The following is a 15,008-nucleotide window of genomic DNA, read 5'->3' as shown; positions in this document are numbered from 1 at the left end:
CGGGGTCAGCGCCGCGTCAGTACAGCACCATTTGCGTGCAGCGGAAGAGGGCGATGGTCTTGCCGTCCGGCCCGCTCACCGTCGCGTCCCAGACCTGGGTGCTGCGGCCCAGGTGGACGCCCGTCGCCACGGCTGTCAGCGTGCCTTCGCGCGCGGTGCCGAGGAAGTTGCTCTTGAGCTCGATGGTCGTGAAGTTCTTCGCCGTGGGCGGCAGGTGGGCGAAGCAGGCATAGCCGCAGGCCGTGTCCGCGAGGCCGATCACCGTGGCCGCGTGCAGGAAGCCGTTGGGCGCCAGCAGATTGCTGCGCACGTCGAGTTCGGCGCGCAGCAAGCCCTGCTCGATGGCCACGGCGCGAAAGCCGAGCAGCTCGGGCAGGCGGCCGCGCTGGCGTTCGTGCAGGGCTTCGGGGGTGACGTCGGGACGCAGCGTGCTCATGGGAAACGTTTCCTCTCACGGAAGATCGACAACGAGGGTCAAGGGGCGCGACCGTACGCCCGGGGCTTCGGCGCCGCCGGATTTGCCGATATTATCGGACGGTTGGCGGAAATCGCCGTAAATGGCGTCGCAACATATCGGCAATCCGGCTGGCCCGCGTGCCAGCCATCCTGACGGGAGTATTCATGACGGTAATCGTGGTGGCGAATCCCAAGGGCGGCGTCGGCAAGAGCACGCTGTCCACCAATCTGGCCGGCTATTTTGCCGCGCAGGGCGAGTGGGTGGCGCTCGCCGACCTCGACCGGCAGCAGTCCGCCCATGCCTGGCTCGACCTGCGGCCCGCGACGCTGCCGCCCATCGAGAGCTGGAACGTCGATCTGGACGATCCGCAGAAGCCGCCGAAGGGCCTGGAGCGCGCGATCATCGACACGCCGGCCGGCCTACACGGCAACCGGCTCGCGGCGATCGTGGCGCTGGCGGACAAGGTGATCGTGCCGCTGCAGCCCTCGATGTTCGACATCCTCGCCACCCAGGACTTCCTCGACCGCCTCGCGAAGGAAAAGGCGGTGCGCAAGGGCTCGATCGAGGTGGGCGTGGTGGGGATGCGCGTGGACGCGCGCACGCGTTCGGCGGATCAGCTACAGCGTTTCGTGGAGGGCTTGAAGCTGCCGGTCCTCGGCTATCTGCGCGATACGCAGAACTATGTGCAGCTTGCCGCGCACGGCCTCACGCTATGGGATGTCGCGAAAAGCCGGGTGGAAAAGGACCTGGAGCAGTGGCAGTCGATTCTTGCCTGGGTGAACAAGAAAAACGGCCAGAAAGTGAGCGATCACTAGCTTTAAGATGGAGAGAGTCCTGCGGCACGGCTGCGTGCCGCAGGGCGAAAGGAATCTCAGGTCCAGCTCTGCGTCGGCACGTGGTCGCGGCTGCCCTTGATGCGGTTGTTCTCGTCCACGAACACCAGGTCCGGCTTCCAGCCGGCCTTCAGTTCTTCCTCATCCACGTTCGCGAAGGCCGCGATGATCACGAGGTCGCCCAACTGCGCGCGGCGCGCCGCCGAGCCGTTCAGCGAAATCATGCCGCTGCCGCGCTCGCCCTTGATCGCGTAGGTCGAGAAGCGCTCGCCGTTGTTGATGTTCCAGATGTCGATGCGCTCGTTTTCGACGATGTTCGCGGCTTCGAGCAGATTCTCGTCGATGGCGCACGATCCTTCGTAGTGCAGCTCGCAGTGCGTGACGGCGGCGCGATGGATCTTCGACTTGAGCATATGGCGTTGCATGGTGCGTCTCCTCATGCGAGCGGGCGCGGCCCGCCGCAGGTCAGGCAGGGGCGGCCGGCAGCGCGGCCGCCGCGTGGAACGTGGGCGGAGCCCGGGATCAGATTTCGAGGTTGTCGATCAGGCGCGTGGCGCCGAGCTTTGCCGCGGCGAGCACGACGAGCGGCGCATCGGTATCTTGAGCCGTGGGCGGCAGCAGGTCGATGCGCTTGCGGATCGCGATGTAATCGGGCTTCCAGCCGCGCGCGGCGAGCGTCGCCATGGCGTCGAGCTCGAGCTGCTGAAAGTCGCGGCGGCCCGAGAGCACCGACTCGCGGATCGCGCGCAGCACGCCCGCGAGCTGCGGCGCCTCGGCGCGCTCGGTCGGCGTGAGGTAGCGGTTGCGCGAGCTGAGCGCGAGGCCGTCGGTGTCGCGGATCGTCTCGGCGGCGATGATCTCGGTCGGCAGCGCGAACTGGTGGCACATCGCGCGCACGATCATCAACTGCTGGTAGTCCTTCTTGCCGAACACGGCCACGCGCGGCTGCACGCACGACATCAGCTTCATCACGACCGTGCAAACGCCTTCGAAGAAGCCCGGGCGGAACTCGCCTTCGAGAATGTCGCCAAGGTTGTGCGGCGGATGCACGCGGTATTCCTGCGGCTGTGGGTACATGTCGGCCTCGGTCGGCGCGAACAGCACGTATACGCCTTCCTTCTGCAGCTTCTCGATGTCGTCCTGGAGCGTGCGCGGGTATTTGTCGAAGTCCTCGTTCGGACCGAACTGCAGGCGGTTGACGAAGATGCTCGCCACGACCGGATCGCCGTGCTGGCGCGCAAGCCGCATCAGCGACAGATGGCCTTCGTGAAGATTGCCCATGGTCGGCACGAAGGCGGTGCGGTTTTGGCCGCGCAGCTGGTCGCGCAGTTCCTGAATCGAGCTGATGACTTTCATGGTCGGATGCGTTGTGCCTCGCACGGGGCAAGACGGGGTTGCAGCCACCGGCAGCCGATGGCGGCGGGCCGGTTACGGAACGCCGTTTAGGCGGCGGCGTGTGCCCGGCCGAAAGGGGGCCGGGCAAGCGCGGGCGATTGTAGAGGATTTGTGCCTGCAGCGCAGCCGCCCTGGAAGGGGGGCTTTCCCGCAGGGCGCCGCGGCTTGACAGCGGGAAAATTAGGGTCGGCTAAAAGAAAACCGGGCTCAGGCCGGCAGGTAGGCGAGGCGCACGTAGATCGGCGCGAACGGTTCGGCCTGAGTGATCTCGATCAGCGACTCGCGCGAGAGTTCGAGCATGGCGATGAAGTTCACGACCACCACCGGCACGCCGCGCGTGACGTCGAACAGCTCCGAGAACTCCATGAAGCGCGCGTTCTGCAGCTTGCGCAGGATCACGCTCATGTGCTCGCGTACGGAGAGTTCCTCGCGCGAGATCTTGTGGTGCTGCACGAGCTTCGCGCGCTTGATGACGTCGGCCCAGGCGGCGCGCAGGTCGTTGCTGTCCACGTCGGGAAAGCGCGGCGTGATGCTCTGCTCGATGTAGACCTCCGCGCGCAGGAAGTCGCGCCCGAGCTGCGGCAGCCGGTCGATGCGCTGGGCGGCGAGCTTCATCTGCTCGTACTCCAGCAGCCGGCGCACGAGTTCGGCGCGCGGGTCTTCGGCTTCCTCGCCGGTGTCGGCCTTCTTGACCGGCAGCAGCATGCGCGACTTGATCTCGATGAGCATGGCGGCCATCAGCAGATACTCGGACGCCAGTTCCAGATTGGTCTTGCGCAACTGCTCGACGTAGCCGAGGTACTGCGTCGTGACCTCCGCCATCGGGATGTCGAGAACGTTGAAGTTCTGCTTGCGGATCAGGTAGAGCAGCAGGTCCAGCGGTCCTTCGAAGGTTTCGAGGAAAACTTCGAGGGCATCCGGCGGGATGTACAAGTCCTGCGGCAGTTTGAAGAGCGGCTCGCCGTACAGGCGCGCGAACGCGACGCCGTCGACCGTGTCGGGCGTCGAGTCGGTTGAGGGGGCGGTCAGCGCGTCATTGGCCGCGCCGGTGGGCGCGGACCCGGCGCCGTGGTGCGGCTCGGGTGCGCCGGCCCCGTCGGCCTCGGCCATCAGAAGTTCTGGTAGTAGACGTACGACGTCTGCTTGACGCGCGAGGCCTGCTGGCGCTCGCGTTCGTCGAGATCGACCGGCTGCTTGTCCCACAGGAGCGCGCGGCCCTTGCGTTGCTGGTCCTCGAGCTGCGGCTTCTGCTGCTTGAGCTGGGTCAGGAACTGCGTGATGTCCGACTGATACATGGTCGACGTCCGTCAAAAAAGGCGGCTCGCATCGGTGCAGGGCCGCCGTTGTTCGTGTCGGCCGCAATTTTACCGCAAGCGTGCGGCGCGGAACATCCGGGCGGGCGGTCCAGGCAGGCGGCGTGACGGTGTCGTAACAAGGTGTCAGAACAAACTCGCCGCGCCACGCGCTGGGGTAATCCCGTGCCGATGTGTTCAAATAACGCGTTTGCGCCCCGCGCGGAGCCGCGATCAGGCCGGCATCGGGCCGGCGATCGGGGGCAACCCGGCGGCGCGCGGCAACGCAAGCGTGGCTACGAGGCGTGGCAGTCTGCTCTATAAAAGGCCGGAGGTCTCGTTTGGCGGGATGGATGATCGAAGCGTGGCGCGCACGGCGGCGTCTCCCGGTGGAGGCGCGGCCCACGCACGCCGCCGCCGGGCATTTCCCGGTGCGCTTCCTCGTCCACCCGTCCTTTCGTCTCTGCGCGTGGCTCGCCGCCGGCCTGATCGCCGCCGTCCTGCTCCCGGCCGAGCCCGCGCAAGCCGCGCTGACCGACCTGCTGCCCTGGTCGCACAAGCCCACTGTCTACGACGTCAAGATCGACGCCTCGCCGCGCGAGCTGCGCAAGCTGCTCGAGGCGCACCTGGACATCGCGCGGTTTTCGACCCGCAAGGACGTGAGCGACGACCAGTTCGGCTTTCTCGTCACCGCCACGCCCCAGCAGGTGCGCGATCTCGCCTCTACCGACGGCTACTTTTCGCCGGTCGTGCGCACGGACGTGCGCACCGTGAACGGCAAGCGGACGGTGCACGTGAGCGTGGACCCGGGGCCGCGCACGACGATCTCGTCGGTCGAGCTGACGTTCCGCGGCCCGGTGCTGACCGAGGACAAGCGCCAGGAAAACGCCGCGCGCTTCGCGTTCTCGCTGCACGACGGCGACCCGTTCACGCAGTCGGGCTGGAACGACGCCAAGAATGCCGCGCTCAAGGCCCTGCAGTCGAAGCGCTACATCGGCGCGAAGATCGTGCATTCCGAGGCGCGCATCGACCCGCTCGCGCACGACGCGAAGCTCTCCGTCCTGTTCGACAGCGGGCCCACCTTCACGATGGGCCAGCTCGACGTCTCGGGGCCGAGCCGCTATCCGGCCTACATCGTCGGCAACGTCAATCCGATCGCGCCGGGCGAGATCTACGACGTGAACCGCATCACGGAACTGCAGCGGCAACTGCAGAACACGCCCTATTACGCGAGCGTCGCGATCGACGTGGACGACAACACCCAGAAGCCGCTCGATACACCCGTGCACGTGAAGGTGAGCGAGTATCCGTACAACAGCTTCCGCGGCGGGGTGGGCTACTCGACCGACACCGGCGCGCACGTGCAGGGCTCGTACACCTATCTCGACACCTTCGGCGCGGCGTGGCCCCTTCAGCTCCAGGGGCGGATCGACCAGATCCAGCAGTACGGCCAGATCCAGCTTTCGATGCCGCCCGGCTACCGCGCGTGGACCAATAGCGCGCTCGCGTCCTACACGACGACCGACGTGTCCGATACGCGCATCTATAGCCTGCGCGCCGGGCTGCAGCGCACGCGCACCTCGCAGAACATCGACTTCGCCTATTCGCTGTTCTACGTCCAGGACCGGCTCGACCAGAACGCGGCGGCGCCCACCATCGCCCGGGCGCTCATGCCGCAGTGGTCTTGGACGCGCCGCAACGTCGACGATCCGCTCTTTCCGCGCTCGGGCAACGTGATTCGCGTCGAGGCCGGCTTTGCCGTGAAGGACGTGCTTTCCGACGCCACCTTCGGCCGCGCCTACATGCGCGGCCAGCAATACCTGCCGATCGGCCGCACCGACCTCGTGCTGTTCCGCGCCGAGCTGGGCGGGGTGTTCACGGGCGCGAGCTCGACCGACGTGCCGGCCTCGCTGTTGTTCCGCGCGGGCGGCTCGAACTCGGTGCGCGGCTATGCCTTCGACAGTCTCGGCAACAATGTCGACGGCTCGATCCTGCCGACCAAATACCTCGTGACGGGGTCGTCCGAGTACCAGCACTGGTTCACCCGCGACTGGGGCGCCGCGGCGTTCTTCGACATCGGCACCGCCACCGACACCTGGGGCGAAAAGGTCTTTTATCCGGGCGCCGGCGTGGGCGCGCGCTGGCGCAGCCCGGTGGGCCCGGTCAACCTCGACGTCGCCTACGGGTTTCGCACCCGCAGCGTGCGGCCTTACCTGACGCTCGGGATCGCTTTCTGATGACGACGCCCGCCACGCTCCGCTTCGTTTTGCCGCCGCTGCCGGGCGCCGGGGAGGCTGTCGCATGAGCGCGCGCCTGCTCGCACGCTGGTTCGGGCCGACGGCCGCGGCGCACCACGCGCTCGCCGCGGGCGGCGGGGCGCCGCCCGAAGGACCGCCGCCAGGCGGTCCCAGGGAGCCTGGAGACCCTTCCGGTACGGGCGGCGCGGCCGGCGGCGGCGCTGAGCCGCCCGCGCCGCCGCCGCGGCGCAAGCACCACCTGTGGAGAGCCTTGGCGTGGGCGATCGCGGTGCCGGTGCTGATCGTCTCGCTGGTGGGGGGATTGCTCTACGGCGCGGCGACGACCGAGCGCGGCACGGCTTACGTCTGGCGCGCGGCCGTGAAGCTGCTGGGCGGCCAGCTAGGCGGCACGCTCGAAGGCGGCACGATCGCGACGGGCTTGCGCCTGCGCGATGTGAGCTGGCACGGCGCGGACGGCACGACGCTCTCCGTCGACCGGGCCGGCGGCCAGTGGACCCTCTCCGGCAAGCCGTGGCACTTCGTCCTGAGCTATCTGCACATCGGCGACGTGGATCTGCGCATCGTGCCTTCCACGGAACCTTCGGCGCCGATGACGCTGCCGAAGGACCTGCGGCTGCCGCTCGCGGTGGAGATCGACGATCTGCGCGTGGCGAAGCTCACGCTGCACGAAGGCGCGACGACCACCGAATTCTCGCACTTCGTGTTCCATGCGCGCAGCGACGGGCGTCATCACGAAGCCGCCGTCGAGCAGCTCGACACGCCTTACGGGGCGGTGAGCGCCGAGGCGAAGCTCGACGGCGTGCGGCCGTTCGCGCTCTCGGGCGACTTCGGCTATTCGGGCAAGGTGAACGACGAGGCCGTGCAGGTGAGCGGCCGCGTGGGCGGTTCGCTCGAGGCGCTCACCGCCGACCTCGACGCGAGCGGCATGAAGCTGGCCGGGCGCGCGCACGTCGAGGCGATGCCGTTCGCCCCTGTGCCGCTCAAGCGCGCGACGCTCGCGTTCGATCACGTGAACCCGCAGGCCTTCGCGCCCGGCGCGCCGTTCGCCGATCTCGCGCTGCGCGCCGACCTGCAGCCGGTCGCGAGCCCTGCCGTTGCCGGGGCAACCGCATCCGCTGCTTCGGCGGCTTCCGTCCCCCGCCCGGAAACGAAATCCGCGCAAGCGAAATCCGGCGCCGCGGGTTTCACCGTCGCGGGCAGCGTATCGATCGTCAATGCGAAGCCGGGCTCGATCGACGCGCATCTGCTGCCGCTCGTGGACGCCCGCACCGACGTCGTCCTCGACGCCCACACGCAGCGCCTCTCCAATCTCGCCGTGCGGCTGGTAAAAGACGCGACGGTGACGGGCGGCGGCACGCTCAGCGGGCGCAACGGCCGCTTCGATCTCAAGGTGGCCGGCCTCGACCTGAATGCGATCGAAGCGAGCGTGCGCCCGACGCGGCTCGCCGGCCCGATCACCGTGCGCCTGGCCGACGACGTGCAAAGCGTCACGCTCGACCTCGCCGACCCGAAAGCCGCGCTGCGTGCCCAGGGCAAGGTGACGTTCGACCCGGCGCGCCTTTCGTTGAGCGACGTGCGCGTGAGTTCGGGCGGGGGGCATCTCGACCTTTCCGGCGAGATCAAGCACGACGCGCATTCGAGCTATGCGCTCAAGGCCGCGCTCTCCAACTTCGATCCGCTCTCGCTCACCTCGCAGGCCCCGTCCTCCCATACCTCGGCGAAGGCCGAGGCGGGTGCGCCGCGCGGCAAGAGCAAGAGCAACGCGCCGGCCGCGCCGCCCGCGCGCCGCATCGAGGCGCGCGTGAACGGCACGCTCAACGCGAGCGGCGCGCTCGCGCCCACGTTCACGACGAAGGCCGCGTTCAAGCTCGGCCAGAGCGTCTACGACGACCTGCCGCTCACGGGCGAGGGCGTCGTCCAGCTGGCGGGCTCGCGCATCCTGCCGAGCCGCGCGACGCTTTCGGTGGCGGGCAACAATGTGGCGCTGCAGGGCAGCTTCGGCGCGGCCGGCGAGCACCTGCGTTTCACGGTGGATGCGCCGCAGCTCGATCGTCTCGGCTTCGGCGTGGCGGGACAGGTCGCGGCGAGCGGCGACCTCACGGGCACCTTCGCGCATCCCAATGTCGCGCTCGACTACAAGGCCGACGGCGTCGTGTTCGGCGAGAACCGCGTCGGCCATGCGCAAGGCCATGCCGACGTGCGCGATGGCGCGAACGGCGCGCTCGCCTTCAGCGCCGACGCGAGCGACATCGCCGCCGCAGGTGTCGAAATCGCCACGCTCTCGGCCCATCTTGCCGGCACGCGCGCGCAGCACACGCTCACGGCGAGCGCGAAGGGCAAGCTGCAAGGCCAGCCGCTCGACATGCAAGTGGCGGCCAACGGCAAGCTCTCCGATACGCGCGACGGCACGCGCTGGGACGGCACCGTCACGCAGTTGCAGAACCGCGGCTTGCCCGACCTCAATCTGGAAAGGCCGCTCACGATCAGCGCGGGGGCCGGCAAGGTGACGCTCGGCGCGACGCGTCTTGCGATGGAGGGCGCGCTGCTCGACCTCAAGTCGTTCGATCTCGACCACGGCCGCATCCGCTCGGCGGGCTCGCTCACGGGGGTTTCGCTCGCGCGCATGCTGCAGATTCAGCAGAAGATCACCGGCACGGCGTCCAATCTCAAGACCGACCTGATCTTCGACGGCGACTGGGACTTCTCGGTCGGCCCGACGGCGACAGGCTACGTTCAGATCAAGCGCCGTTCGGGCGACGTCACGGTCGAGATCGGGCGCGGCGTCGCCTCGCTCGGCGTCGGCGACCTCAACGCGCGCGCCGGGTTTTCCGGCGGCAGCCGGCTCGACCTGACGGCGCATGCCCAGGCAAGCCGCATCGGCGCGCTCGACGTCGATGCGCACGCCACGCTCGCGCCGCGCGACGGCGTTCTCACGCTCGACGACGAGTCCGTGCTGAGCGGCACGATCAAGGCGAACGTGCCGTCGCTGAAGACCACGGGCGGCCTCTTCGGGCCGAACTACGTGCTCGACGGCCGCCTTGCCCTGCAGCTCGCGCTGGCCGGCACGGTCGCGCGGCCGAACGTGTCGGGCTCGCTGACCGGCGACGAGCTTTCCGCCACGCTCGTCGATCAGGGCATCCAGCTCAAGGACGGCGTGGTCCGCGTGATGCTGTCGCAAAACCTCGTGGACTTCCAGCAGGTGGAGTTCCACGGCGCGAGCGGCACGCTGCGCGCGACGGGCCGCGTGGGCCTCGACAACGCGGAGCCCGATCTCAAGGCGAGCATCGTCGCCGACAAGCTCGAGCTCTTCGCCTCGCCGGACCGGCAGCTCTCGCTTTCGGGCAGCGCGGACATCGCGAACGGGGGGCACCTGGGCGCCATGCAGATCAACGGCAAGTTCACGGTCGATCATGCGCTCTTCGACATGCCCGAGTCGGCGGCGCCCGAACTCGGCGACGACGTCGTGATCGTGCGTCCGGACGGCACGACACGCGGCGGCACGCCACCGCCCGAGGAGCAGGCCCAGCAGGCGGCCAGCAAGCCGGCGCCGCGCTTCTCGCCGCGCGCGAACATCGAAATCGATCTGGGCCGCAACTTCCGCTTCAAGGGGCAGGGCGCGGATCTTGGGCTCGCCGGCTCGATCACGGTGGTGAGCGCGCCGGCCGTGCCGCTGCGCGCGGTGGGCAACGTGCGCGTGACGGAAGGGTCCAGCTACACGGCCTTCGGGACCAGGCTCAACATCGAGAACGGCTTCTTCACGTTCAACGGGCCGGTGGCGAATCCCGGCATCAACATTCTCGCGATGCGCCGCAACCAGGAGGTCGAGGCGGGCGTGCAGGTCACGGGCACGGTGGAGGCGCCGGTGGCGAAGCTCGTTTCCGAGCCCAACGTGCCCGACAACGAAAAGCTGTCCTGGCTGCTGTTCGGCCACGGCACCGACCAGGGCAACGACCTCGGCCAGCAGAATTCGATGACGACGGCGCTCGCGCTGCTCGGCAGCGCGAGCGGCAAGCGGATTGCGGAGTCGGTGGGGCTCGACGAATTCACGATCGGGCGCAGCGACGTGGGCCTCACCGACCCGGAAGTGGTGAAGATCGCCAAGGCCCTCAACACATGGCTCGTGATCGGCTACGAGCAAGGGCTGCAGTCGGCCTCGAACGCGATCAAGGCGACCGTCAACTTCTCGCGCTACTGGTCGGTGGCCGCATATGGCGGCACGTTCTATGGCGCCGACGTGCTCTACACGCGGCGCTTCGACCGGGTCAAGTGGTAAGGCGCTTCGCGGCGCGTAGACGGCTTGCAACCCCATTATCGGGCAGTTAAGTGCGCGCCGCACGCTAGTTTGTGCTCGAGATGCAGCAGTCAGTCTTCTGGAGGAAATGCCTGCCCTCCCCAGAGGAAGGCTTCCCATAATTTCGTCCCACTTGCAATGGGCGTTGGGAAGGCCTTAGGCCGTCTTGGACAAGTACTTTGTCGATAGCCTGCATCATTGCTATAAATTCGGCATCGGTTTCTGGGTACATTGGCCAAGCAAACGTCGTTATCTTTCCTCCAGTCGGCTCATATCTATGGTGTAGGTCGTGACTGTTCCTAACCCTAGGGGAGCGTCTACGGCTTATAACTTTTTAGGGTATCTCAAAGCAGGACGATTCCATGCAAGACGCTAATATCCTGCGACAACGATTTGCAACGGATGCGGACGAGATCGCGAGATCTCTGATCAAAGCTCTTGACCTTACCCACAGTGGCAAAATCGAGCATCTGGCTGAACCATTGACCCGCTGGCTCGACTTCCGGCTTCGCATAATCGACCCGCGACCACGCAGAGTACATCTTTCCGACTGCTTTCCTAAGACGTTAGACATCCAAACTGGCCAAGCCTTGCGCTCGATGGTTGAGGCGATTAAACGAGGCGACGACATCAATCACTTTCAAAGCAAAAGCCTTATTTACTCGGACCCAAGTGGAACCCGACGCGGAGGCAGGACTGACCTCTTGTGGGGAGACTGGGGAATACATCATCTACATATTGCCGAGCAACCTTCTAATCACGTTCCTGGTTTTGCCACGCGCTCGGATCACCTACTTTTTCTTCTCGCGTTTCGCGACGATGTCCTGTTCATCGATGTGAGAACGCACGCCGAAGGTTCGACACTTTTTTCTGACCAAGAGCTAGTTCAAGTAGTGGCAAGAAATTGGCTTGAAGTAATGCAACCCTTTGAACTGAAGAACGTCCTCGCCGGAGGTTTTGCCCCAACCAGTGAGGAGCGGATGCAATTGAGAAGGTCGGGTATCGCAACTCCGCTTGAGATAGACGGAAAAGTCTATATTGGCCCAGGTTTAGGTATAACTTCCGCTTCAACACCTGCCAAAGTTACCTTAGCCAAAGATCGAGTAATACGGAACATCGTTCGTCTGGCTGAACTCGTTGCCGAGCCATCAGGGCAGTTCCAACAAGCGATACCGGAATCGATCCGTGATCGCGCTCAATTCTCTTTGGCGCTCATGCCCCTGGGCATCGGACTCTTCGAAGAGGAAACCAAGCATGGCTGGATCTTTCCAGAGATGAAATTCGACGGAACTGACAGCCTCCTTGCCGAACTATCCGATAGCTTCACGCCCCCTTGGATAAAGAAGGCGATGATGGAGGCTCAACAAAGAGGAGTGTGAAACCTAATAGGCTGCATGGCGGTTACATGGGCTATTGAACCGTGCCCCGGATAACCGCCATGCCTCGTCATTTCAGACGGCCGGTGGCTAATATGGCTGTGCCGAACTGTTTGCAGCATAAGCCTCTGCGGGCACCAGCGATTCGTGGTTTCGCCGTGGTCGAAGTCGTCTGGGGCGTAGTTTGTCCAACTCGTCAGCCTCTGACTGCAGCAGGTCGTAAAAATCTTCTGCACGTACGCTTTTTGCATCTGAAGCTCTGATACGTACCAAAGGTAGCCCGGCAAGCTGAAAAAGCTGGTTTTTGAGTTGATCTCTCTCGGCGGCTTCGTCGCTGTCGTGATGTACTGAGTCAAGCTCGATCCCAGCCACAGGATCTTCGTCCTCGGTACAGAGCAGCACATCCACCTGTGCAGCCCATGCATAGTTGCGAACCCGAAAAGGAAGGCGAACTTCCAGCTTATCGATATCGATGAAATTGCGAAGAGGCAAATTCGGATACGCACGCATGGAGGGAAAGTATTGCCTAACCGCCTGCAGGAACTCCCATTCCTGGTTGCTTGCGCAAAGATTTTTTCTGAAGTCAAAGGCATCCGCCATCGACCAGATTCCAAGCGTGAACTGGCTTACGATAGCAACGCGCTTCATTTCTACTATCGAATCGTGATTACCCTGCTTAGCCACAACGTCCGCTTCATTTTCGGGCTTAGCAGGGGTTCTTAACCTGTTCGATTCGTCGAAAATCGGCAGGCGCGGAGCGGGTAACACTGCGGCAGGGTCTACCGTGCGTAAAGCTGCGTCGATTCTCAGATTGATGGCTTCGAGAAGATCGTTGTCGATGAAAATAAGGCTTCCACCTCGGACCATATGCCATAGTTGCACGACGGTTGTAGCCTCAAGTGTGTTCGCAGCGAATTCTCTTCGGAGCACTGCGGGCAAGATCTTTTGCGTCAGGCTGAGCATCTTGGGATCGGACGGTTGCTTAATCCGATACTCCACATAAGCAGCCAGGAATCCGGAAACATCGCAGGATTCGAGTTGCTCACGCATGGTTTCGAATGAGGTGCTCATGCTGCACCTCCGAGGCGCACAAAACGCAGATATACGGCGTGACCATATGCCCACGGCCAAGCGTCAGGGATCTCCGCGAGAAGGCCCTTCGTCGGTATGAGATGTGGCACAACCGCCGCATACATTTTCAAGTCGAGCTCTTCAACCTTGGCCATGAGCTCCATGGCCTCGTTGGCATGCAACAGATACGGGAGTTCTTCCGCCGTGAATGTCCCGGTCGACGCCCACTTCTGAAGATTCAACCCCGCACCAAAATCATCTACCGCTTCGTGTAGCGTCTCGGCGATTTCTTGGTCGAGATCGCGAGGACGCGAATAGCGTACGCCGCAGACACGAGGCATCAGAGCTCGTAATAGGGCATCGTCTTCCACTAGCGCCATCTCGGACAAGTTGGGTTTTGCGAAAACGTGATTGATCTGCTCGATGTTCAGGTTTTTCAGCATTCCCCAGACAAATCCGATAGGCAGCTTATCGCTCATCGGGATGGCTTCGTCTGCGAATTTCTCGCAGTACGCTTCCCATGTCAGACCTGCTGATTGCAGCTTGTGCAGAATGAAGTGAAGGTCTACTCGATACTCTTCGGGAGGACGGCTCAGGTATTCCACCGACTTGGTCTGTTCGTGGTATTTGAATCCGTGTCCCTGAATACGCTTTGCCTGACGGTAGCGACGCAACAACTGTTCGCATTCAGAGATGCCAATTTGCTCAACAGTTCGGCCAGGAACATAGTCTCGCGGCTTCAATGTTTCGAGGGACCATGTATAACGAATCCCATTGGCATACCAAGTTCCAACGCCTTCTGTCGGAACGGTCACCTTCAACGCCGGAAGATTTCGTGTTGCGTCGTCACGCAAGGAAAGCTCCAGTTGATGCCAACAGGTGATTTCATTCCCACGGGCAATCTCGTATGCACTTCGGGGGTCATCCTCGTTGTCCTCGCGCATCAACACGAGCTCTGAGTTCACGACATCATTAAGGCCAACCGCCAAGGGAGAGTTGGTCGGCTCGTTCGAGCGCGCGCACAGCTTGAGCACCGAATAACCGTCAAGGACCGCTTTGCCGTTTTCTTCCAGGTGCCTCCGAAGCTTTTCGAAAGCGGCAGGAGCGCCGGAAAGCCATCCATCTCGATTATGTGCGTAAGTGATCGTCCCCAAGGGCCACAATTCAGGCGATTTGTCCGGCTCACTGGCCGGGACTGGCGCCATAAGCTGCACTGAATGCTCCGCGAAGCTCAGTTGAAGGATGCCGAGCGGAAGCTGCCCGCGTGCCAAAAGACGATCCGCCCATTCCCGGAGTTCCTCTGCGAGGCTCGACCAAGAGTCGAACGTCTGTTCGTCATACCGGTCTTTATCCAGCGCCATAAACCTGAGCAACGGCTGGCTTTTGTCTTCAGCGGCGTACCAGCTTCTGGCACCGTGAACGCGGGATGCGGCCTGTAAAGCACTCATGTGCTTGATGCGAACTCCGTACCGTTGCAGCGCTTGGCTCAGGTGCTTCGCCAGCACCTTCGGGTCGTCCGGAATTGGTTGCAACTGGGCAATGATTTCCAGCGCAGAACTCAGCGTAAAGTTCGGCGCCATTGACCGGATATAGGCCCAGAAAGCAGTTACCTGAGATTCGTTCGAGGGGGATTGCGGCGCATTGGCCGACTTGGAGGCAGTCATATGAGCTCCATACGGAAAGCACGGCTATGAACGGCACGCGTTATTCGGCTTTCCGGGAGTTCATCCTTGCCGGGTGACACTCGAAGGTACTGCAGTGCTGGTTTTGCCAGGCCGGACAGGTGTCCGGTGCGTGCGCTGACGGGAGCAACTCACCCACAGTTCGGCTGAACTGCAAGCATAGCTTATGCAAGGATATGCTCGAATGTCAAGCGACTGGAGTTACGAAGCTTAGGGGTAACTGCCCGAGAGGTTAGGTCGAGCCAGCTTCAGTTTTGGCTTGGTAGGTTAAGGGGTAACTGCCCGATAATGGGGGCTTGCAAAGCAAAACGCCCCAGGCAACGTGCCTGGGGCGTTTCGTCTTCTGTCGCGCC

The 15,008-nt window shown here is 64.0% G+C and carries 11 protein-coding genes; 4 read left to right on the top strand and 7 right to left on the bottom strand.

Annotation, left to right across the window (positions count from 1 at the left end):
* Nucleotides 1-16: 16 nt before the first annotated feature.
* Nucleotides 17-436, bottom strand: a complete 420-nt coding sequence (locus BAC01S_RS15695; protein ID WP_027795629.1) for a PaaI family thioesterase — start codon at nt 434-436, stop codon at nt 17-19.
* A 185-nt stretch (nt 437-621) separates the two neighbouring features.
* Here BAC01S_RS15695 and BAC01S_RS15690 point away from each other — a divergent pair, with 185 nt between their 5' ends.
* Nucleotides 622-1,272 (top strand): ParA family protein, encoded by a 651-nt coding sequence (locus tag BAC01S_RS15690; protein ID WP_027795628.1) that lies wholly within the window; start codon nt 622-624, stop codon nt 1,270-1,272.
* 56 nt (nt 1,273-1,328) lie between these two features.
* Here BAC01S_RS15690 and panD read toward each other — a convergent pair whose 3' ends face one another.
* The 4 genes from panD to BAC01S_RS15670 all read right to left on the bottom strand — a co-directional run bounded on the left by panD (nt 1,329) and on the right by BAC01S_RS15670 (nt 3,980).
* The gene (gene panD, locus BAC01S_RS15685; protein WP_027795627.1) at nt 1,329-1,715 is read right to left on the bottom strand and encodes an aspartate 1-decarboxylase; all 387 of its coding nucleotides are present in this window, start codon (nt 1,713-1,715) and stop codon (nt 1,329-1,331) included.
* 97 nt (nt 1,716-1,812) lie between these two features.
* Entirely contained in the window at nt 1,813-2,646 is an 834-nt protein-coding gene (gene panC / locus BAC01S_RS15680; protein WP_027795626.1) for a pantoate--beta-alanine ligase, read from the bottom strand.
* A 246-nt stretch (nt 2,647-2,892) separates the two neighbouring features.
* Nucleotides 2,893-3,795, bottom strand: coding sequence for a segregation and condensation protein A (locus tag BAC01S_RS15675; RefSeq protein ID WP_027795625.1), 903 nt, complete (start codon nt 3,793-3,795; stop codon nt 2,893-2,895).
* Nucleotides 3,795-3,980 carry a DUF3460 family protein gene (locus tag BAC01S_RS15670; RefSeq protein ID WP_027795624.1) on the bottom strand — a complete coding sequence of 62 codons (186 nt, stop codon included), beginning with the start codon at nt 3,978-3,980 and terminating at the stop codon, nt 3,795-3,797. The genes BAC01S_RS15675 and BAC01S_RS15670 overlap by 1 nt, the downstream gene beginning before the upstream one ends.
* A 338-nt stretch (nt 3,981-4,318) precedes the next feature.
* On the opposite strand from BAC01S_RS15670, the gene BAC01S_RS15665 reads away from it, so the two are divergent.
* From BAC01S_RS15665 to BAC01S_RS34645, 3 genes are all read left to right on the top strand, one after another.
* A complete protein-coding gene (locus BAC01S_RS15665) occupies nt 4,319-6,214 on the top strand; it encodes an autotransporter assembly complex protein TamA (RefSeq protein ID WP_407667936.1) in 1,896 nt (631 codons plus the stop codon).
* A gap of 64 nt (nt 6,215-6,278) precedes the next feature.
* Nucleotides 6,279-10,508: a translocation/assembly module TamB domain-containing protein gene (locus BAC01S_RS31425; RefSeq protein ID WP_084168601.1), complete on the top strand. Its 4,230-nt coding sequence runs from the start codon at nt 6,279-6,281 to the stop codon at nt 10,506-10,508.
* Between the two features lie 380 nt (nt 10,509-10,888).
* Complete coding sequence (locus BAC01S_RS34645) at nt 10,889-11,905, top strand: hypothetical protein (RefSeq protein WP_156954419.1); 1,017 nt, start codon at nt 10,889-10,891, stop codon at nt 11,903-11,905.
* An 87-nt stretch (nt 11,906-11,992) separates the two neighbouring features.
* Here the strand turns inward: BAC01S_RS34645 and BAC01S_RS33310 are convergent, their stop codons facing one another.
* Nucleotides 11,993-12,973 carry a DUF2726 domain-containing protein gene (locus BAC01S_RS33310; protein ID WP_027795621.1) on the bottom strand — a complete coding sequence of 327 codons (981 nt, stop codon included), beginning with the start codon at nt 12,971-12,973 and terminating at the stop codon, nt 11,993-11,995.
* Complete coding sequence (locus BAC01S_RS15640) at nt 12,970-14,637, bottom strand: hypothetical protein (protein ID WP_027795620.1); 1,668 nt, start codon at nt 14,635-14,637, stop codon at nt 12,970-12,972. The genes BAC01S_RS33310 and BAC01S_RS15640 overlap by 4 nt, the downstream gene beginning before the upstream one ends.
* Nucleotides 14,638-15,008: the final 371 nt, after the last annotated feature.

This window comes from Paraburkholderia acidipaludis NBRC 101816, from assembly GCF_000684975.1.
GTDB lineage: Bacteria > Pseudomonadota > Gammaproteobacteria > Burkholderiales > Burkholderiaceae > Paraburkholderia > Paraburkholderia acidipaludis.
The sequence above is the reverse complement of the archived record's forward strand: the minus strand, read 5'-3'. Positions and strand labels throughout refer to the sequence as shown.